Source organism: Bradyrhizobium sp. USDA 4506, from assembly GCF_054058795.1.
Window position 1 is genome coordinate 2,992,852 of sequence record NZ_JBSSBM010000002.1, and the last position, 18,310, is coordinate 3,011,161.

The following is an 18,310-nucleotide window of genomic DNA, read 5'->3' on the forward strand; positions in this document are numbered from 1 at the left end:
CGCACGCATGAACCCGGAGCCAGATGACGGTGTGTCTAGCAGCTATCGCACTTTGCTATGGTCCGCCTGCCAAAGTCGCAGCCGCAGCCGCGACGCATCCCTAGCGCTGCGCCCCACCCTCGAGCAGGCGATCGCCGACCAGGCGGACCGCGCCACGGGTCCAGGAATAATCGGCGCCCATCCGCAGGCCGCTGTCGCCGCGTGAGACGACCGCGCCGCTGCGGGCGTCGCGCAGCTGGAAGCCGATCGTGTATTCGGTCCGGCTGACCCGCCTGATCACGCCGATCAGCGATTGATCGGCGCCGAGCTGTTGCGCGATCGCCGCCTCGCAGCCGTCGCAGTCGCGCAGCGCACGCGCCTTGACGGGCTCCGCGGTCGCGCCGCCGGTATCGACCAGGCGGTAGCGGCCCGATTGCGCAAGCCGGTCACGCACGCCCTTGGTGGCATCGGCGAGGTAGGCCGCATCGGCGTCGGCAAGGCCGGACGCGGTTGCCGCGGAGGTGTCCTCGAGCTCGAATTCGAACACCGCAAGCCCGATCGGCGCAGCCGTGGCGGTCTGCGCCGGCGGCAACACGGCCGCGAGGACGCCGCGCACCTCGCGCGACACGAACATCCGTGCATGGTCCCATGCCTCGTCATTGTCGCCGCGAAACGTGTAGAGCTTTTCGTACAGCACGCGGCTCCCTTCGACATCGACGACCGCCACCTTGGCCCACTGCACCAGCGTGCTCATCTTCTGAACGCCACCGACCACCTTGATCCGGGCCTCGCCTGCGGGTGCCTTCGATGGCACCAGGCGATAGCGCGGCTCCGCGGCGATGTCGGCGCGCAGCGCGCGCATGAACGCATCGAGCCGCTTCTGATGCGCGGCAGTCTGATCGAGGACCTCGCCCGAGGTGTCGACATAACTGAAATCATCGATGCTGACGCCAAGCTGAGATGCTGGCACCGTGCCCGTTTCCGCGCGCAACTGACAAGGTCCGGCCAGAAGGCCGGTCAACGCGAGGGCGTACAAGACAAGACGGGATTGTCGCATGGTCTGGGCCTTTCGGGTGCTGGCGCGGGCGGGTCGGTCGCATCCTGGGCCAACTGGCCGCCGCGCCGCAACGGAGTGCCTCCCGCCCGGCGCCGGGAAAATTTCACGACGATGGTCCGCGCCAAAAGAACGCCCAAGCCGGCGCTTCTCGGCGCCTCCGTTCTGCCGTTTAATGTGCGTGACGACCCTGCCCGCGATCGCGCGCCGAAGCCCGCCTTCGATCTTGAGGATACGCCAATGTGGAATTGGTCCGGAAGCGATCTGAAACTGCGGCTGACGTTGCGCGTGGCTATCGTCTCAACGCTCTGCTTTGCCGTCATCTCCGGCTATTTCCTGATCGAGGCCGACCGCTCGGTGCGCGGGCGGATCGCGGCCGTTGCCGATATCGCCGCCAAGACGCTGGAGCTGCAGCAGAGCAAGATCCAGTGGCTGAACAATGCGCGTTCCGAATTTCCCGATCTCGACAGCGTTGCCGCCTCGGTCATGACGCCGGGACTGTGCCTCGCCTTTCGCAGCAATAGCGGCGAGATCAGCCAGCGCTTCTGCGGCGGCTCGCAGACTGACACGGCCGCGCCGCCGCTGGCCTTCGCGGCGCTCTATCGCCGCCTGTTCGATCCCGGCCGCGAGGTGGTGCGGCAGGTGGTTTCGCGCGGCAATGCCATCGGCGAGGCCGTGGCCTGGATCGATCCGGCGGTGCCGACCGCCGAGGCCTGGCACGATGCCGGCCGGCTGATGGCGGTGTTCATGTTCGCGCTGCCGCTGCTCTGCGCCCTGGTCTATGCGTCGCTGGCGCGCGCGCTGCGTCCGACGCGGCAGATCCGCGACGGGCTCGAGCGGATCGCCGCAGGCGACCTCGCAGCGCGCCTGCCGCCGTTCGATCTCGCCGAACTGTCGGCGATCGGCGATGTCTTCAACCAGCTCGCCGAGCGCCTCGCCGCCGCGCTCTCCGACCGCAACGCGCTGACGCAGAAACTGATCCTGGTGCAGGACGAGGAGCGCCGCCACCTCGCGCGCGAGCTGCATGACGAGTTCGGGCAGTCGCTGGCCGCCATCCGCGCGCTAGCCGCCTCGGCGCGCCAGACCGCCGCCGCGGATTGCCCGCCTTTGCTCGCCGAATGCGACGGCATCGCGCGGACCGCGACCGACATGATGGAGACGTTGCGCGGCGCCCTCTTCCGGCTCCGCCCGCCCGATGTCGACGAACTCGGACTTGCGGCCAGCCTCGAGGGCCTGGTCGCCGGCTGGAACGGCCGCAGCCGCGGACAGCCGCGGTTCGAGATCGCCATATCGGGATCGTTCGAGCACCTTGCCGCCTCCGTCAGCGCCAATCTCTACCGCATCGTGCAGGAGGCGCTCACCAACGCGGCCAAGCATGCCGGCGCCACGCGCGTGATGCTGCGGCTCGAGATGCGCGAGGCGCCGCCCGGCGGCGGCGACAGCGCGATCGCGCTCGCGATCGACGATGACGGCCAGCCCGGCGATCCCGATCCCAAAGGCGATTCCCAGCTCAGGTCCGGCCTCGGCCTGCTCGGCATGCGCGAACGGGTCGCCGCGCTGGGCGGGCGGCTCAGCTTCGAGACCGGACAGCCCAACGGCTCCTCGCTCCGCGTCATCGTTCCCGTCGCGGTTAGCCGAGCGGCCGCACCGGTGGAGCGCGCGGCATGAGCCATGCGGCGCGCACCATCATGCTGGTCGACGACCACGCCGTCGTCCGGGAGGGCTACCGGGCGATGCTGCAGAAGCAGCCGGGCCTCTGCGTCGTCGCCGAAGCCTCCGACGGCGTCGAGGCCTACCGCCTCTACAAGGAGACCGGGCCCGACCTCGTCATCATGGACCTGTCGATGCCCGGCATCGGCGGCATCGAGGCCATCCGCCGCCTCCGGCAGTGGGACAGGCGCGCAAAAATCCTGGTGTTCACCATGCACCAGAACGCGGCCTTTGCCGTGCAGGCGATCCGCGCCGGCGCGAGCGGCTATGTCACCAAGACCAGCCCGCCGGAGACGCTGGTGCACGCAGTGATGGATGCGCTGTCGGGCAAGATCGCGATCAGCCCGGATATCGACCACGAGCTCGCGCTCAGCCACCTTGCCGGCGAGACCAAGGCGGCCGACCTCCTGACCGCGCGGGAATTCGAGGTGCTGCGCATGCTGCTCGCGGAAAACACCACCGAGGAGATCGCCGAGGCGCTGCACCTCAGTCCCAAGACGGTCGCGAACCTGCATTCCCTGATCAAGGACAAGCTCGGCGTCGGCACCGATATCGAGTTGGTCCGCCTCGCGCTGCGGCAAGGCATCCTCACGCAGATCGATCTCGGCGAACGCTGAGCCCGCGGTGGCACCAGCCAGGCCGCGTACTGGCAAATCGAGCCGCATCTGCCTTCGGGCAAACCGAACATCGAGCCGGCATCGTCGAATGGCCGAGTCTCGAGAAAATCGCGTAACAGACCTCCAGGACAGCCTCGATGCTGGCTCGTCTGGGACATAGTTCAGAACCTGGACTACCTTGGTGGCCCTCGTGATGCTAAAGTTCTCGTCATGAAAGGCTATGGATCATTTTGCCCCGTAGCCAAAGCTGCGGAAATTCTCACGGAGCGGTGGACCCCGCTCCTGCTCCGCGAACTGTTGCTGGGGTCCCACCACTTCAACCAGCTTCGCCGCGGCATCCCGCAGATGTCGCCGACCCTCCTCTCCAAGCGCCTGCAAACGCTAGAAGAAGCCGGGCTAATCTCACGCAGATCAGGCGATAACGGGCATTGGGAGTACCATCCAACCCAGGCAGCCAGGGAAGCCAGGCCAATTATCGATGCAATGGGCTATTGGGGCCACAAATGGGCTCGCAGCCAGCTCACACCCAACGAACTTCACGCGGGCCGGCTCATGTGGAATATGCGCCGTTCGTTCGATCTAAGGCACATTCCATGCGACTTCGTTCTGTACATCGAGATTGCGGACGCTCGGCCAAAGCGCTGGTGGTTTGTTGTGAAGAAGGAGGAAGCCGATCTTTGCTGGGATGACCCCGGCTTCAAGGTCGATATCAGCCTCTATGCGAGTCTGCTGACGCTCGTGCAGATTTTCGTAGACGAGATGCCGCTGCTACGGGCGTGTGAGCTCGGCAAAATCGAGATCGACGGTCCCAGGCATCTTGTGAACAGCATGCGGGCTTGGTTCCCACGCAGCAAATATGCCGATGAGGCGCCGGCGGCCGCAGATCGAGTCTCAGCCAGTTGAGGATATCCAGTCCACTTTCTGGACTAGTGGTTCTGCTTGCCTCGGCTATAGCGTTTGCGAATGCGCTCCCGCGCTAAGCATCTCAGCTAAAGGAGGCAAAGATGAGCCGCCCTTCTCTTCTTTCATGCACCCTGTTGTTGATCTTTACTTGTATTTGCGTCAGTCCCGCAGGGGCAGCCCCACCTGCCGACGAACTTTCCTCGGCGGCTGCCAAATGGGATGCCGCCATCAACAACGCAGACTTCGATGCCCTGTTACCGTTGTATGCCGCTGACGCCAGATTGATGCCGCCTGGTGCGCAGCCAGTCACCGGCCCTTTGGCAATCCGTAATTTCTTTGCCGGGCGGGGAAGAAGCGTCAGAGATCACAAGGTTGAGCTGCTCGATGTGTTGCCCATGGGAAACTACGCCTACACCACCTCGCATTTCACGGCCACGCTAGTAGTAAATGAGAAGGCGGCGCCAATTTCTGGCAGCACCGTGAGACTGCTTGAACGCCAACCCGACGGGCAGTGGAAGATAAAGTCTCATATCTTCGTCAAGGAATAGATTCGCGGGTGCCACAGCCACACGGTCAGCCACCCCGCAAGCCTGACGGGCCGCAAGTGACGGATGGTCATGCACCTTGTTGGCCCTCAGCCGAAGACGGCATTGATCATCGGGACATCGGTTCATTGGGTAAGCCGGACGTCCCTCGGTTTGGTCGCCATTGCCGTGGCTGTCGCCAGATGTTCGATCTCGCCCAACGCTGGGCCCGCGGCGGCGCCAGCAACCAACCCTTGCGAGCCCGCCGGGGATTGGATAGCCTTCTGCTCGCGATGAGCCTCGCAGGCTCATTCGTCCCTCGCGCGACTGGCGAGCTTACGTGGAATTGACCACGGTGAAGCGCGAAGGGTTCCAACGCCGTTCGCCTGGGCAACCCGTTCAGCTGATGATCCAGCGTCTTAGGGAGCCCGGACCATGCCGTCATTCCGCAATGAACTCCATCTCAACGATTCGGAAGTTGCCCTTGCGCTCGAGGGCGAAGAGCGCCGCCAGCAAGACGGCGTCGAGCTGATTCCGTCGGAGAACTACACCTATCCCGAGGTGCTCGAGCTGCTCGGATCGGTGTTCACCAACAAGTATTCCGAGGGCTATCCGGGACGCCGCTATTACGGCGGCCAGGAATTTACCGACCAGATAGAGAACCTTGCCCGACAGCGCGCTTGCGCGCTGTTTCGCGCCGAACATGCCAACGTTCAGCCTCTGTCCGGGTCGCCAATGAACCAGGCCGTGTATCTCGGCCTGCTGCAGCCCGGCGATACGATCTTGGCGATGGACCTGTCACACGGCGGCCATCTCACCCATGGCGCGCCGGTGTCGCACATGGGGCGGCTCTTCAACTTCGCCCGCTACAAGACGCAGCCGTCAAACGGCGGCGCCATCGATTTCGATGAGCTCCGCGCCATGGCCCGGCACGTCCGTCCGAAGCTGGTGCTGTGCGGCTACAGCTCTTATCCGCGCGATCTGGATTATGCGTCCTTCAAGAGCATTGCCGATGAGGTGGGTGCGCTGACCATGGCCGACGTCAGCCATTACGGCGGCCTGATCGCCGGCAACGCCTTGCGCAATCCGCTCGATGCGGGTTTCGACGTGATGACGACGACATCGCACAAGACGCTTCGCGGGCCGCGCGGCGGCATCGTTCTCTGTCGCCGGGAGTTCGCCGGCAAGATCGACGCGTCGGTGTTTCCGGGACTGCAGGGAGGTCCGCACATGAACGTTGTGGCCGGAACCGCGGTCACGCTGAAGAAGGCATCGACGTCCGATTTTCAGGCCTATGCAAGACTGGTCATGCGCAACGCGAAGGTCCTGGCCGAAGCGTTGATGGAACGCGGCATGACGTTGATCACCGGCGGAACCGACAATCACATGATGGTTGTGGATACGGTGGCCAGCGTCGGCCTGGACGGCGGCGCGGCCGAGAACATTCTCGACGCCGTCGGGATCACCGCAAACAAGCAGATCATTCCCGACGATCCGCGGCCGCCGCTCAGGCCGAGCGGCATCCGCCTCGGGACGCCGGCGGCGACCACGCGCGGCATGGGCGAGCCCGAAATGCGCCTGATCGCCGAACTCACTGCGGAATCCCTCCGGTCGAAGGGAGATGCAGCGGTCGTCAAGCGACTGAGGTCGAACAGCGTCGAGATGTGCCGCGCTTTCCCCGTTCCGGGGATCGCACCGCCCTCATAGGCGGCCGACCCGCATTCCTGTTCCGCATTCGTCGCGTCACTCGGCAGGTCGTGAAGGTTCCCGGGGGAAGGACCGGAACGGAAATTGATGCTGTTCGTTGGACCGCATGATCTCGAAGACGGAGCGTCCAACGCCGTGACCCGGAAAACCTTGCAAGCACGCTCGGAACAGGCGCTCGTCGTCATCATTCTCAGCACCGGTGCGCTGATCGGTTACCTCGGCTTGGCACTGTCCAGGCTGTGAGAGCTACGTCCGGCGGGCACCAAGCCACCGCGGGCGTCAGGCCGCGGCAAGCATCAAGTCGCTTGGTGCGCTGAAAGCTCGTGCGTGCGTGCCACTGAGTTGCCCGACGCGGCAAGCCAAGCCCCGCAGCAAAAATATAGGGTGAAAAGAGCAAGGCTCGGACAGATCATGTCGCGAGAATGCGGATGTTTGACGCACAAGCGACGACACCCGCCGTCGTCCCGGCGAAGGCCGGGAGCCATTACCCCAAATCTCAATTGTTGCGCGACGCTGGGGCCACAGCTTCCTCTCAACAACCCAACCCTGTGGTTATGGGTCCCGGCCTTCGCCGGGACGACGGTGTGCGCGGGAACAGTCTCGCGATGAATGCAACGCCACGCACAATCCACACACCGGTCACTGAAATCGAGGACATTGCCGCCTGCCCGCAATTCTCGTACACGGTTTCACGCAATGACCTCGCAATTCTCTCCCAACTCCGTCGACGTGCTGCTGTTCGATATCGGCCGCGTCGTGCTCGACATCAACTTTGACAAGGTGATGGCGCACTGGGCGCAGCATGCCGGCTGTGCGCCCGCCGAGCTCGCCACGCGCTTTGTCGTCGACGACAGTTTCAAGCATCATGAGATCGGCCGGATCGACGACGCGGCATTCTTCGAGAATCTGCGCCGGACGCTCGGCATCAACATCACGGACGCCCAGTTCCTCGAAGGCTGGAACGCGATCTTCACCGGCGAGATGCCGGGCATCGCCCCGCTGCTCGCGGCGGCCGCCAAGCGGATGCCGCTCTACGCCTTCTCCAACACCAATCCGGCCCATGTCGCGCATTTCTCGGTCACCCATGCCGAGCTGCTCAGCCATTTCCGCAACGTCTTCCTGTCCTCGAGCATCGGCTTCCGCAAACCCGACGCCGAGGCCTACGATCATGTGGTAAAAGCCATCGGCGTGCCGGCGTCGCGGATCCTGTTCTTCGACGACCTGGCCGCCAATATCGAAGGTGCGCGGGCGCGCGGCCTTCATGCTATCCACGTGACGTCGACGGATGACGTGGCAAGGGCTTTGACCGCACTTGGAATTTGAACATTAAGAATTGAGGAGCTCTGAGCGTGGCCCTGATGCCGGTTGCCGATGCCCTGTCCGCCGTCCTCGCCGGCGCCGAACCGCTGCCGGAGGAGATGGTCGCGCTCGATGCCGCCTACCACCGCACGCTTGCGCACGACCTCGCGGCGCTCCGCACCCAGCCGCCGCAGCCGATGTCGGCGATGGACGGCTATGCGGTGCGCGCCGCCGATGCGGCTGATCTAAAGGCCCGGCTCAAGGTGATCGGCGAAGTCGCCGCCGGCCGGCCGTTCGAGCGGACGGTCGGCGCCGGCGAGGCGGTGCGGATCTTCACCGGCGGCGTGATCCCCAATGGCGCCGACGCGGTGATCATCCAGGAGGACACCGCCGTCGACGGCGACCACATCACGATCACGGAGGCCGCCAGCGTCGGGCGGCACATCCGCCCGGCTGGGGTCGACTTCCGTGAGGGCGAGGTGCTGCTCGCCGGCGGCAGCCGCCTGTCCGACCGCGCGCTGTCGCTGGCGGCCGCCATGAACTATCCGGAACTTGCGGTGCGCCGCCGCCCGAAGGTCGCGGTGCTGGCGACCGGCGACGAGCTGGTGATGCCGGGCTCGCAGCCCGGTCCCGGCCAGATCGTCTATTCCAACGGCTACGCGCTGCGAGCGCTGGCGCGCGCCGAAGGCGCCGAGACCGTCGACCTCGGCGTTGCCGCCGACACGGCAGAGGCGACCACGGCGGGCATCCGCCGGGCACGCGAGGCCGGCGCCGATGTCCTCATCACGACAGGCGGCGCCTCGGTCGGCGACCACGATCTCGTCAAGCGGTCGCTGGAAGCCGAGGGCGTCGAGATGGCGTTCTGGCGGATTGCGATGCGGCCCGGCAAGCCGATGATGCATGGCCGGCTCGGCGCGATGCGGGTGATCGGTCTGCCCGGCAATCCGGTGTCGTCCTATGTCTGCGCCTTCCTGTTCCTGGTGCCGTTGATTCGGGCGCTGAGCGGCCGGAAAGTGATTCATCATCGCCGCGCGAGCGCCCTGCTCGGCCGCGACCTCGCAGCCAACGACCAGCGCGAGGACTATCTGCGTGCGCGTCTCGAAGCGCGCGAGGACGGCACGCTGATCGCAACGCCGGTGACGCAGCAGGACTCGTCGCTGCTCGGGAATCTCGCTGCGGCACGGGCACTTCTCGTGCGCCCGCCGTTCGCGGCGGCGGCCGTCGAAGGCAGCGAATGCGAGATCCTGACACTGCCCGAATAGGGTTTTCGCGCCCCGCCGATTGTGCGTTGCCCGACACGTTCACCGGAAATTAAGTGGTTGCGGAACACATATCGAACATATAGTGTCCGTTCATGATTTGTTTCGAGTACTGGTGTCTACAATCGGGAAGCCGCGTGGAAGCAGGTGCATCGAGCACATGCTCCTGAGGTCAGGCCCGGCCTGCAGGCCCCACCAGAAGAGTCTCGGAATCGAACGACGCTATCAACCGGGGGAATACTCGAGATGCTCACGCGCAAACAGTACGAACTACTGCGTTTCATCAATGAACGTCTGAAAGAGGCCGGCGTACCGCCCTCCTTCGACGAGATGAAGGATGCGCTCGACCTGCGCTCGAAGTCCGGTATCCACCGCCTGATCACTGCGCTGGAGGAGCGCGGCTTCATCCGCCGCCTGCCGAACCGCGCCCGCGCCATCGAGGTCATCAAGCTGCCCGAACTCTCGGCCGGCGGCGGCAACGGCCGCCGCGGCTTCACGCCCAGCGTCATCGAAGGCACCCTCGGCCGGCGCGCCAGCACGCCGCCGATTGCCGAGGACGACGGCAACCGTCCGGTCGCGGTCCCCGTGATGGGCCGGATCGCCGCCGGTACGCCGATCGAGGCGCTGCAGACCCGCAGCCACACCATCAGCGTGCCGCCCGACATGCTCGGTGCCGGCGAGCACTATGCGCTCGAGGTGCGCGGCGACTCGATGGTCGATGCCGGCATCCTCGACGGCGACATGGCGCTGATCCAGCGCAACGACGTCGCCAATACCGGCGACATCGTGGTGGCGCTGATCGACGAGGAGGAAGCCACCCTGAAGCGCTTCCGCCGCCGCGGCGCATCGATCGCGCTCGAGCCGGCCAACACCGCCTATGAAGTGCGCATCCTGCCGCCGAACCGGGTCCGCATCCAGGGCAAGCTGATCGGCCTTTATCGCAAATACTGAATTGCAAATACTTGCGGCGGCCGGGAACGAGCAACACGTCGGATCGTTCCTTGCATGATAGTGTAGCGTACGGCCTGCCCGATGCGCTCCGATACCTCTCGCGCAGCGTCGCGTGTTTGTGATCGGAGCGATCTCGGACCAGTCGTACAATCGCCCAGAAACGAGCAGACGCTCGTTCGCTATCGTCCACTCTGGTAGAGGCCCTAATGCCTCAAGGAGAGGCACGGGTCGCTACCTCGAAATGAGGAGCCATCCGATGTGTGACTATAGTCTGCACGCCGTGGCATCGCGCCCCGCCATTGTCGGAGAGACGCTGATCACGACGACGTTCCGCGGCACGTCGACCCGCGGCTTTGCTTCGGAGAATGACCCCACTGTCGCGGTCTGCATGCTGCCGGGCACCGAGCTCGCTTTCGCCGAGAACGTTCGCTACGACAGCCGCTGGATCTGGACCAAGACGCTGAACTATCGCGTCGGCGTGTTCAACGAAGTCGAGCCCGACGTGCCTGATCGGCATCATGACGCGGTCGAATTCCCCGACGGCAGCCATGTGCTGGTGACCCAGCTGGTCGAGGGACAGCGCGTTAGCGTGCTGCAATTGCCGGCGCTGCATCCGCCGGTCGAGCAGAAGCCGAAGGTTGTGGAGCGGCGGCCCTCCGCATTCGCAACGCTGTTTTTGGGTTGAGCGCATCGTCGCCGCGGAATGAGCTGTTCGGCGGCGGATGACCTAAGCAATTTCGGGCGACCCCGGACTCCCGCTTCCGGGGCGCAGAAGGAGATTTGCGTCGGCCGGCGCCTTGGCGCATCATCGGGCACGGAGGACGTGCGCGGTGGTCGATAAGGTCACATGGCAAAAGGCTGGACGCGTCACGGAACCGGGCCGCTACATGTTCCGGTTCGGTTGGCTGACGGTAACGGCCGACGACCTGAAAGTCTGGGAGCAATTTCCCGAGGCTTCCTTCACCCTCGTCAAGAAGCCCGACGCCGGCCCCGACTCCGACGAATACCATCTCGGCCTGTTCGAGCTGCCGAGCGGCCCCTCGCCGGACCACGGCTAATCATCGCCCTGCAGATCGGTCTCGGCCGGCGTCGCATCCACCGCAGGCCGCGGCGCGGCGGCGGGCGCGCGCAGCGTCGTTTCGCTCTCGCCGTCGCCGGGAACTGCCGGCGACCACGGCCGGTCGATCCCGCCGGGCTTGACCGCATCGACGGCGTAGCCGTCCCTGATCCTTCGCAGCACCAGCGCGCCGTGGCGGCGCAGCCGCTCGGCATCGATCACCGATGCCGCGCAGCCCTGCGGCGCCGGCCGCGCCGTCACGATCAGGGCTGCGCGCTCGCAGTCGTCCGCCAGCGCCTCCGGCCGGGTCGCCAGCGCGACGAAGACGCCGCCGGGTCCCTGGGTCACGCAGCCGCCGGCATCGCACGAGACGCCCTCGCCGAGCGACGCATCGGTGGCGGTGCGCGCGTCGGCGTCCGCCGCCAGCCACTCCTTGACCAAAAATGCATCCTTGGCGCTGTGCATCAGATGCAGCCACCCGTCACCGCCACGCACCGCGACGTTGCGGCCGTCGCCCGAGATCAGCACGTCCGGCTGCGGCACCCTGAGCGCCCAGACCGAGGCCACCAGCAGCAGCACCGCGCCTGACCAGCGCAGCGGCGTGCGCAGCAGCCCGAGCAGGATGAGGCCGGCGCTCGCTGCGATCAGCGGCCCGATGCCGAACGCCGCCATGCGGCCGACCGCGCCCGGGAGTGCGGCGACCCATTGCGTCACCAGGATCATCCAGTCGATGCCAAGACCCATGATCGCCCAGAACAGTCCGTCGAAGCCGACCGGCATGGCGACGAGCCCGAGCAGGCCGGCCGGCATCACGACCGCCGAGACGACAGGCATCGCCGCAAGGTTCGCAAGCAGCCCGTAGGGCGTCACGCGGTGGAAATGGAATGCGGCATAGGGCGTCGTCGCCAGCCCCGCCACCAGCGAGGCCAGCATCAGGCATCGTGAGCTCGCGCCCGCCCCACAGCGCGACGCGCGCGGTCGCCGAATGGTCGGGCGACGCCAGCAGGTTCGGCAGCCCGATCTGCACCAGCGCCACCAGCCCGAGCGTCGCGGCGAACGACATCTGGAAACTGGGATGCACCAGCGCCTCCGGCGCGATCGCGAGCACGATCAGCGCCGCCACCGCCAGCGTCCGGAAGGTGATCGCGCGGCGGTCGACGATCACGGCGAGCAGCACCACGGCGGTCATGAAGAACGACCGTTGCGTCGCGACCTCCGCGCCCGACAGCAACAGATAGAACGCCGCGGCGACCAGCGCGGCCGCCGCGGCCCATTTCTTGATCGGATGCCCCGCCGTCAGCGCCGGAAACAGCGCGAGCAGCGCGCGCACCGCGAAGAACACGACGCCGGCGACCACGGCCATGTGGTAGCCGGAGATCGACAGCACATGGCCGAGCCCCGAGATGAACATCGCATCGTTGACCGGCGTCGAGATCGCATCGCGCCGGCCGGTGAGCAAGGCGGTTGCGATCGCGCGCTGGTCGCCGTCGAGCGTGGTGCGAATCCGCGCGTCGATGGCGTCGCGCAGGCCCTGCATGAAGGCGGCGTAGCGCAGCGCAAAGCCGCCGGTCGCAGGCGGCTCCCTGGTCTTGACGGCGCCCATCACGAAGCCGGAGGCGCCGATGCCCTGGAAATACAGGTCACGGCCGAAATCATAGGAGCCCGGGCGCTGCGGCCCGAGCGGCGGCAACAGCCGCGCCTTCAACTCAACGAAGCTGCCGACATCGGGCGCGGTGCCCTTCTTCACCGAGAGCCGGACCCGATTGAGCTTCGTCATGTCGCGCGGGCTCTCCATCGAAACTCGCGGATGTCGCGCGTCTCGACGAAGCCGGTCAGCGCCACCGAGAACATCGGTCGCGCCAGCACCGTGTGAGCGACGCGCGCCGTCTTCCAGGTCGCCGTCGCAAGGCCCGCGGCGACCGCGGCCAGCATCACGATAACGGGAAACACGCTGCGCCGCCGCAGCAGCAGCGCCAGCAGGCAGAGCAGGATTGCGACGGTGGCCGCGACCGACAGCACCGGCTCGTGCTCGGCCGCGAAATAGAACGCGATGCCGGTGCCGAACGCCACCGGCACCCAGGGCAACAGGCGGCCCGCCCCCGCCTCCGCGCGCGCCCATTGCCGCACTGTCTCGACGAGAGGCTTCCAGATGCCGGCGCGCGCCGGGAGAAAGCCGCCGACCGGCGCAGCCGTGCGCGGCGGCCACGTCCCCGCGTAGCCGCGTTTGCCGCCCGGCGTCGTGCCCTGCTCCGCCATTCCGCTTGCGATCCCTGCCGGCCGGCAGGCTAGCGGATGGCCCCGTCACCCGACTAGCGGAACGGATGCAGAATACGGACCGGCAACGCCCGGGTACCTGGATCGTCGCGCCTTGCCTAGCTCGCGCCGGGCCACGGCTGCCGCCTGCGTCAAATCGATCGAGCCGAAAGTCTCACTAAGATACCGATCACATTAGGAATAGACTGTTCCGATGCCTCCGCTCCCAAAGAGACGGGGATGAGGCAGTGACGGCTCGCGGCACTTGAAGGCCGCTGGAGCTCCTCTCAGGTGGCCACAACTCCCCTGAGATCAGGCGTTGCGGACGAACGCGCAAATCTCGCCTGTAACGCCGCGCACCACGCGCACTCCGCGAGCGGATAGATCGCTGAAAAACGCGAGGAGTAGCGTTTGCTTTTGAGAGGAGCAGCACATGGCAATTCAAGTACCAAGCGATTTTCGCCGCGTGATTGTCGCTGCGTCAGTGGGAAACATCATTGAATGGTACGACTTTTATATTTTTGGCAGCCTGGCCGCGGTTCTTTCGGTCAAGTTCTTTGAGCAATCCCACCCTGTCGCAGCCCTGCTGAGCACGATCGCGCTGTTCACTGCGGGATTCCTGATCCGCCCGCTGGGGGCCTTCCTGTTCGGATGGATGGGCGATCGGGTCGGCCGCAAATATACATTCCTCATTACGCTGAGCGGAATGGGCCTAGGAACGGGAGCGATCGGACTGATCCCAACTTATCAGTCGATCGGCCTGACGGCCGCATTCATTCTGTTCGGTTTGCGGATGATCCAGGGTCTGTGCCTGGGCGGCGAGTATGGCGGCGCCATCACTTACGTCGCCGAGCATGTTCCGGACGACAGCCGCGGCTACTACACGGGCTGGCTACAAACCTCGCCGACGCTGGGGATCGTGGTGTCGCTGGCGGTGATCGTTCTGACCCGAACCTGGGCCGGCAATCAGGCCTTTGACGAATGGGCGTGGCGCGTCCCGTTCCTGGTCTCGTTCCTGCTGGTGGCCATCGCCATCTACATCCGCCTGCAGCTCCAGGAGACACCGATTTTCCAGGAGATCAAGGCACAGGGACAGATGACCAGGAATCCCTGGCGGGAAGCTTTCCTCAGCGCCAACATCAAGTACATCCTGATCGCCATCGTCGTCCTGATTGGACAGGGCGTGGTCTGGTACAGTGGTCAATTCTGGGCACTGTACTTCCTGCAGCAGGTCTCCAAGGTCGATGCGGTTACCTCGGCCTACATCGTGGGGGCCGCATTGTTGATCGCAACGCCGAGCCTGATCTTCTTTGGTTGGCTGTCGGATCAGATCGGCCGCAAGTCCGTGATCCTCGGAGGAATGCTGCTTGCCGCGATCACCTACTATCCGCTGTATCTGTGGCTCGGCATGGTCACGCAGCCGGGACACATCAACTATCCGGTCGCCGTCTTCATCATCTTCATCCTCGTCTGCTATGTCGGGATGGTGTACGGGCCGGTCGGCGCGTTCCTGGCGGAGTTTTTCCCGGCCAGGATCAGGTACACCTCGGTCTCGGTGCCGTATCATATCGGCAATGGTTGGGGCGGCGGATTGGTGCCGTTCATCACATCGGCCGCCTTCGCGGCGACCGGCAGCATCGGCTACGCGTTGATCTACCCGATTGTCGTTCCCGCGGTGTGCTTCGTGATCGCCGTCTTCATCATGCCCGAGACACGCAAGACCAGAATTTGGGAGCAGATCGAGGCGAAAGCCGCATCGTGAGGGAGTCACCATGCTGACGGGCGACTAGAGCTCCGTTCCGACGGGATCGGAACGGGACTCTAGAAGCTTGTCTCGACGCGTTTTCCTTACGCGAGCCGCTATCCACGCCAGTCGAAACCGCTCTCACCCTGGCGCCATGCTGCGGTCCAGCGAGCGCGGGACGACGCTTCTGAATCCGTCCCGTACCCGCCGTCTCTGGCGTGATGTCTCTGTAGAACCTGCATCGGGCGGCAGAGGGGATCCTGCGCCACGCAAATCCCCGCTCCGGCCGCCTTTGGTTGGCGGTCAGGCCAACGTCTCAGTCAGCTTCCTCTCAGCCAGCTCGGTGATGCCAGCGATCGTGCCACCAGGTGGCGAAATCACGATCCATCGTCAGCTCCCAGCACGCGAGCACGATCACCGCGACCCCGGCGAGCACGCTGCTCGTCGTGACCGATCCCTGCTGGTAGTTGAACGTCCAGGGTGCGACCACCAGAGCCAACCCCATCAGCATCTCGCCCCATTCCTCCAGATAGGACGGAATGATGAATGCCTCCAGGGCGAACAGCACGACGCCCAATCCGAGCGCGATGGAGATCCAGAGAGCTGCCCCGGAAAAGCCCAGTGCAAACGGCGATGCGACCAGCCAGGCGCCTACCAACAGGCTGGCAGCATCCTGCCAGTGTTGAATGCGCATGATCCTCACCTCCTTCTTCCGAAGATATGGTGCGGCGCGGACAAAAAAGCATCTGTCCGACCTGCGATGTGTTGCCGCTGCTGATCCGCGAGCCGACGACCATGCTGCCGTCCGGGCGCCCCGAAGCCGCGCTCCGCAGCCTACGACCTTGGTCCCTCCTCGCAATGCAGCGCGATCCGGATAGCCTGCGAGTTGGGTGCAGCCGCGAGGCGCCCGGCCCCGCGCACCCTCCCTGACTACGAGGGCCCGGCCGGCCCTCGACTTTTTTCGTCAGCTCCAGCGCTGAGCCTAGATCAGCGGCGTCTGCGACGAGACGTGGTGGCAGACGATCTTCCAGTCGCCGTCCTCGCGCGCGATCACCCAGGTGATCTTGACGGCGAGCGAGGGCGCATCTCCGTCGAGGACGAATGACGCGATGCCCGCCATGTTGACGAGATCGGCGTTGACCCGCTCTGCCCTGACATCGCTGAACTGAACGCGCGGCGCGTGCCAGCGCGGCAGACCGTCAAAGTAGGCTTTGACGCCGTCGCGGCCGCGATACAGCGTCGGGTTCGAGCCGAAGAAGAACGCGCTCTTCGAATAGAGCGCGCTTAACGCATTCGCATCGAGCCTGCTGAAACCCGCCGACCATCTGGCGATGATGGCGGAGACGATCTCGTCGGATTCATCAGGCATCGATCCCCCGTCCGCTTGTCCGCGCGGGACGCGCTTCCTCTCGGCTAGCCCTTGCCGCCGACTTCCTTGGCGAAGGTGTCGCGCAGGCCGATGGTGCGGTTGAACACCAGCCGGTCCGGCGTCGAATCCGCGTCGCGCACGAAATAGCCCTGCCGCTCGAATTGCACCGGATCGGGTGAATTGCTCTCGGCGATCGCCGGCTCGACGCGCGCATCCTTCAGCACTTCGAGCGACTGCGGATTGAGGTCGGCGGCGAAATCGGCCGCGTTCGGGCTCGGATTGGCGAACAGCTGGTTGTAGATGCGGATCTCCGCCGGCTTCGACTGCGCCGCCGGCAACCAGTGCATCGTCGCCTTGACCTTGCGGCCGTCGGGCGCATTGCCGCCCTTGGTCAAGGGATCGTAGGTCGCGCGGAGTTCGACGATCTCGCCGGCGTCGTTCTTCACCACGCCGGTGCACTTGATGAAGTAGGCGTAGCGCAGCCGCACCTCGTTGCCGGGCGAGAGGCGGTAGAATTTCTTCGGCGGATTCTCCATGAAGTCGTCGCGCTCGATATAGAGCTCGCGTCCGAACGCGATCTTGCGGGTGCCGGCTTCCGGATTGTCGGGATGGTTGATCGCCTCGATCTCCTCGACCTGCCCTTCCGGATAATTCTCGATCACCACCTTGAGCGGCCGCAGCACCGCCATCCGGCGCAGCGCCGTGCGGTTCAGCTCCTCGCGGATGCAGAATTCGAGCATGCCGACATCGACCACGCTGTTGGCCTTGGCGACGCCGATGCGCTTGATGAATTCGCGCACCGCGGCCGGCGGCACGCCGCGCCGCTTCAAGCCGGCAATGGTCGGCATGCGCGGATCGTCCCAGCCCGAGACGTGGCCGTCACGGACGAGCTGGGTCAGCACGCGCTTGGACAGCAGCGTATAGGTCAGGTTCAGCCGTGCCATTTCGTACTGGCGCGGCTTCGAGGGCACCGGCAGCTTGTCGAGCAGCCACTCATAGAGCGGGCGGTGATCCTCGAACTCCAGCGTACAGATTGAATGGGTGATGCCCTCGATCGCGTCCGACTGGCCGTGCGCGTAGTCGTAGCTCGGATAGATCGACCACTTTTCCCCGGTGCGCGGATGATGGGCGTGCAGAATGCGGTAGAGCACCGGATCGCGCAGATTGATGTTGCCGGCGGCCATGTCGATCTTGGCGCGCAGCACGCGGGCGCCGTTCGAGAACTCACCGGCCTTCATGCGGCGGAACAGATCGAGGTTCTCCTCGACCGAGCGGTCGCGGAACGGCGAGTTCTTGCCGGGCTCGGTCAGCGTGCCGCGAGACAGCCGGATTTCCTCCTGGGACTGATCGTCGACATAGGCATAGCCGGCCTTGATCAGACCCTCGGCCCAATCGTACAGGCGCTCGAAATAGTCCGACGCATAGAACAGGTTGGCTCCCCAGTCATAGCCGAGCCAATGGACGTCGGCCTGGATGGAGTCGATGTACTCCTGCTCCTCCTTGGTCGGATTGGTGTCGTCGAAGCGCAAATTGCACTGGCCGCCGAACTCCTGCGCGATGCCGAAATTCAGGGCGATCGACTTGGCGTGGCCGATATGCAGGTAGCCGTTCGGCTCCGGCGGAAAACGGGTCACGATCCGGTTGTGCTTGTGGGAGGAGAGATCGGCCTGGACGATGTCGCGGATGAAGTCGCGCCCTGCCTCTGCCGTCGTATCAGTCGTCATCAAAGGGTTCCCTGGAGGAGTCGGCTCAACCTTCTGCCAAATTCGTGCCGTCCGGCCAAGCCTGGTTTCAAGTCTGGTTTGAGGCCTGGTTTGGTGGGCAAAAGGTCAGCCGGGGGTTTAGTTATGTCCGGTTCCTGATATACACCACCGCCGTCTCAGC

General features: G+C 65.2%; 16 protein-coding genes, 1 pseudogene and 1 riboswitch. Of the genes and pseudogenes, 12 read left to right on the forward strand and 5 right to left on the reverse strand.

Features of this window, described 5'->3' with window-relative positions:
• Positions 1 to 100: 100 nt before the first annotated feature.
• Positions 101 to 1,036 (reverse strand): DUF2380 domain-containing protein, encoded by a 936-nt coding sequence (locus ACVIHF_RS16235; protein WP_456792289.1) that lies wholly within the window; start codon positions 1,034 to 1,036, stop codon positions 101 to 103.
• Between the two features lie 237 nt (positions 1,037 to 1,273).
• Between ACVIHF_RS16235 and ACVIHF_RS16240 the strand changes: the two genes are divergently transcribed.
• From ACVIHF_RS16240 to ACVIHF_RS16290, 11 genes are all read left to right on the forward strand, one after another.
• Positions 1,274 to 2,701, forward strand: coding sequence for a HAMP domain-containing sensor histidine kinase (locus ACVIHF_RS16240; protein WP_456792290.1), 1,428 nt, complete (start codon positions 1,274 to 1,276; stop codon positions 2,699 to 2,701).
• Positions 2,698 to 3,360, forward strand: coding sequence for a response regulator transcription factor (locus ACVIHF_RS16245; RefSeq protein WP_028334034.1), 663 nt, complete (start codon positions 2,698 to 2,700; stop codon positions 3,358 to 3,360). Before ACVIHF_RS16240 ends, ACVIHF_RS16245 begins: the two co-directional genes overlap by 4 nt.
• A 210-nt stretch (positions 3,361 to 3,570) precedes the next feature.
• Entirely contained in the window at positions 3,571 to 4,263 is a 693-nt protein-coding gene (locus tag ACVIHF_RS16250) for a winged helix-turn-helix transcriptional regulator (RefSeq protein WP_456780452.1), read from the forward strand.
• 101 nt (positions 4,264 to 4,364) lie between these two features.
• On the forward strand, positions 4,365 to 4,811 hold the full coding sequence (locus tag ACVIHF_RS16255) for a YybH family protein (RefSeq protein WP_310879560.1): 447 nt from the start codon (positions 4,365 to 4,367) through the stop codon (positions 4,809 to 4,811).
• A 289-nt stretch (positions 4,812 to 5,100) separates the two neighbouring features.
• Positions 5,101 to 5,186: riboswitch (ZMP/ZTP riboswitch) on the forward strand.
• Between the two features lie 36 nt (positions 5,187 to 5,222).
• Complete coding sequence (locus ACVIHF_RS16260) at positions 5,223 to 6,494, forward strand: serine hydroxymethyltransferase (RefSeq protein WP_253608490.1); 1,272 nt, start codon at positions 5,223 to 5,225, stop codon at positions 6,492 to 6,494.
• 87 nt (positions 6,495 to 6,581) lie between these two features.
• Positions 6,582 to 6,737, forward strand: coding sequence for a hypothetical protein (locus tag ACVIHF_RS16265; RefSeq protein ID WP_168855882.1), 156 nt, complete (start codon positions 6,582 to 6,584; stop codon positions 6,735 to 6,737).
• 453 nt (positions 6,738 to 7,190) lie between these two features.
• The gene (locus tag ACVIHF_RS16270) at positions 7,191 to 7,817 is read left to right on the forward strand and encodes an HAD family hydrolase (RefSeq protein ID WP_229162852.1); all 627 of its coding nucleotides are present in this window, start codon (positions 7,191 to 7,193) and stop codon (positions 7,815 to 7,817) included.
• A 26-nt stretch (positions 7,818 to 7,843) separates the two neighbouring features.
• Complete coding sequence (locus tag ACVIHF_RS16275) at positions 7,844 to 9,055, forward strand: molybdopterin molybdotransferase MoeA (protein ID WP_456792291.1); 1,212 nt, start codon at positions 7,844 to 7,846, stop codon at positions 9,053 to 9,055.
• 243 nt (positions 9,056 to 9,298) lie between these two features.
• Entirely contained in the window at positions 9,299 to 10,003 is a 705-nt protein-coding gene (lexA, locus tag ACVIHF_RS16280; protein WP_016841600.1) for a transcriptional repressor LexA, read from the forward strand.
• A 256-nt stretch (positions 10,004 to 10,259) separates the two neighbouring features.
• Entirely contained in the window at positions 10,260 to 10,688 is a 429-nt protein-coding gene (locus ACVIHF_RS16285) for a hypothetical protein (protein ID WP_026192810.1), read from the forward strand.
• A gap of 145 nt (positions 10,689 to 10,833) precedes the next feature.
• A complete protein-coding gene (locus tag ACVIHF_RS16290) occupies positions 10,834 to 11,061 on the forward strand; it encodes a hypothetical protein (RefSeq protein ID WP_229193503.1) in 228 nt (75 codons plus the stop codon).
• Here ACVIHF_RS16290 and ACVIHF_RS16295 read toward each other — a convergent pair.
• Positions 11,058 to 13,316 (reverse strand): annotated as a pseudogene (locus ACVIHF_RS16295) (ComEC/Rec2 family competence protein). The gene ACVIHF_RS16290 and the pseudogene ACVIHF_RS16295 sit on opposite strands and share 4 nt — an antisense overlap.
• A 430-nt stretch (positions 13,317 to 13,746) precedes the next feature.
• On the opposite strand from ACVIHF_RS16295, the gene ACVIHF_RS16300 reads away from it, so the two are divergent.
• On the forward strand, positions 13,747 to 15,075 hold the full coding sequence (locus ACVIHF_RS16300) for an MFS transporter (RefSeq protein ID WP_253608488.1): 1,329 nt from the start codon (positions 13,747 to 13,749) through the stop codon (positions 15,073 to 15,075).
• Positions 15,076 to 15,388: 313 nt separating this feature from the next.
• On the opposite strand, the gene ACVIHF_RS16305 is transcribed toward ACVIHF_RS16300, so the two are convergent.
• The 3 genes from ACVIHF_RS16305 to ACVIHF_RS16315 all read right to left on the reverse strand — a co-directional run bounded on the left by ACVIHF_RS16305 (position 15,389) and on the right by ACVIHF_RS16315 (position 18,150).
• A complete protein-coding gene (locus ACVIHF_RS16305) occupies positions 15,389 to 15,751 on the reverse strand; it encodes an SPW repeat domain-containing protein (RefSeq protein WP_225647504.1) in 363 nt (120 codons plus the stop codon).
• Positions 15,752 to 16,039: 288 nt separating this feature from the next.
• Positions 16,040 to 16,426 carry a YybH family protein gene (locus tag ACVIHF_RS16310; protein ID WP_253608487.1) on the reverse strand — a complete coding sequence of 129 codons (387 nt, stop codon included), beginning with the start codon at positions 16,424 to 16,426 and terminating at the stop codon, positions 16,040 to 16,042.
• A gap of 44 nt (positions 16,427 to 16,470) precedes the next feature.
• On the reverse strand, positions 16,471 to 18,150 hold the full coding sequence (locus tag ACVIHF_RS16315) for a glutamine--tRNA ligase/YqeY domain fusion protein (protein WP_253608486.1): 1,680 nt from the start codon (positions 18,148 to 18,150) through the stop codon (positions 16,471 to 16,473).
• Between the last annotated feature and the right edge of the window lie 160 nt (positions 18,151 to 18,310).

Coding starts and splice junctions, on each gene's coding strand:
- ACVIHF_RS16235 (WP_456792289.1), bottom strand. CDS start 1,036: ATGCGACAATCCCGTCTTGTCTTGTACGCCCTCGCGTTGACCGGCCTT.
- ACVIHF_RS16240 (WP_456792290.1), top strand. CDS start 1,274: ATGTGGAATTGGTCCGGAAGCGATCTGAAACTGCGGCTGACGTTGCGC.
- ACVIHF_RS16245 (WP_028334034.1), top strand. CDS start 2,698: ATGAGCCATGCGGCGCGCACCATCATGCTGGTCGACGACCACGCCGTC.
- ACVIHF_RS16250 (WP_456780452.1), top strand. CDS start 3,571: ATGAAAGGCTATGGATCATTTTGCCCCGTAGCCAAAGCTGCGGAAATT.
- ACVIHF_RS16255 (WP_310879560.1), top strand. CDS start 4,365: ATGAGCCGCCCTTCTCTTCTTTCATGCACCCTGTTGTTGATCTTTACT.
- ACVIHF_RS16260 (WP_253608490.1), top strand. CDS start 5,223: ATGCCGTCATTCCGCAATGAACTCCATCTCAACGATTCGGAAGTTGCC.
- ACVIHF_RS16265 (WP_168855882.1), top strand. CDS start 6,582: ATGCTGTTCGTTGGACCGCATGATCTCGAAGACGGAGCGTCCAACGCC.
- ACVIHF_RS16270 (WP_229162852.1), top strand. CDS start 7,191: ATGACCTCGCAATTCTCTCCCAACTCCGTCGACGTGCTGCTGTTCGAT.
- lexA (WP_016841600.1), top strand. CDS start 9,299: ATGCTCACGCGCAAACAGTACGAACTACTGCGTTTCATCAATGAACGT.
- ACVIHF_RS16285 (WP_026192810.1), top strand. CDS start 10,260: ATGTGTGACTATAGTCTGCACGCCGTGGCATCGCGCCCCGCCATTGTC.
- ACVIHF_RS16300 (WP_253608488.1), top strand. CDS start 13,747: ATGGCAATTCAAGTACCAAGCGATTTTCGCCGCGTGATTGTCGCTGCG.
- ACVIHF_RS16305 (WP_225647504.1), bottom strand. CDS start 15,751: ATGCGCATTCAACACTGGCAGGATGCTGCCAGCCTGTTGGTAGGCGCC.
- ACVIHF_RS16310 (WP_253608487.1), bottom strand. CDS start 16,426: ATGCCTGATGAATCCGACGAGATCGTCTCCGCCATCATCGCCAGATGG.
- ACVIHF_RS16315 (WP_253608486.1), bottom strand. CDS start 18,150: ATGACGACTGATACGACGGCAGAGGCAGGGCGCGACTTCATCCGCGAC.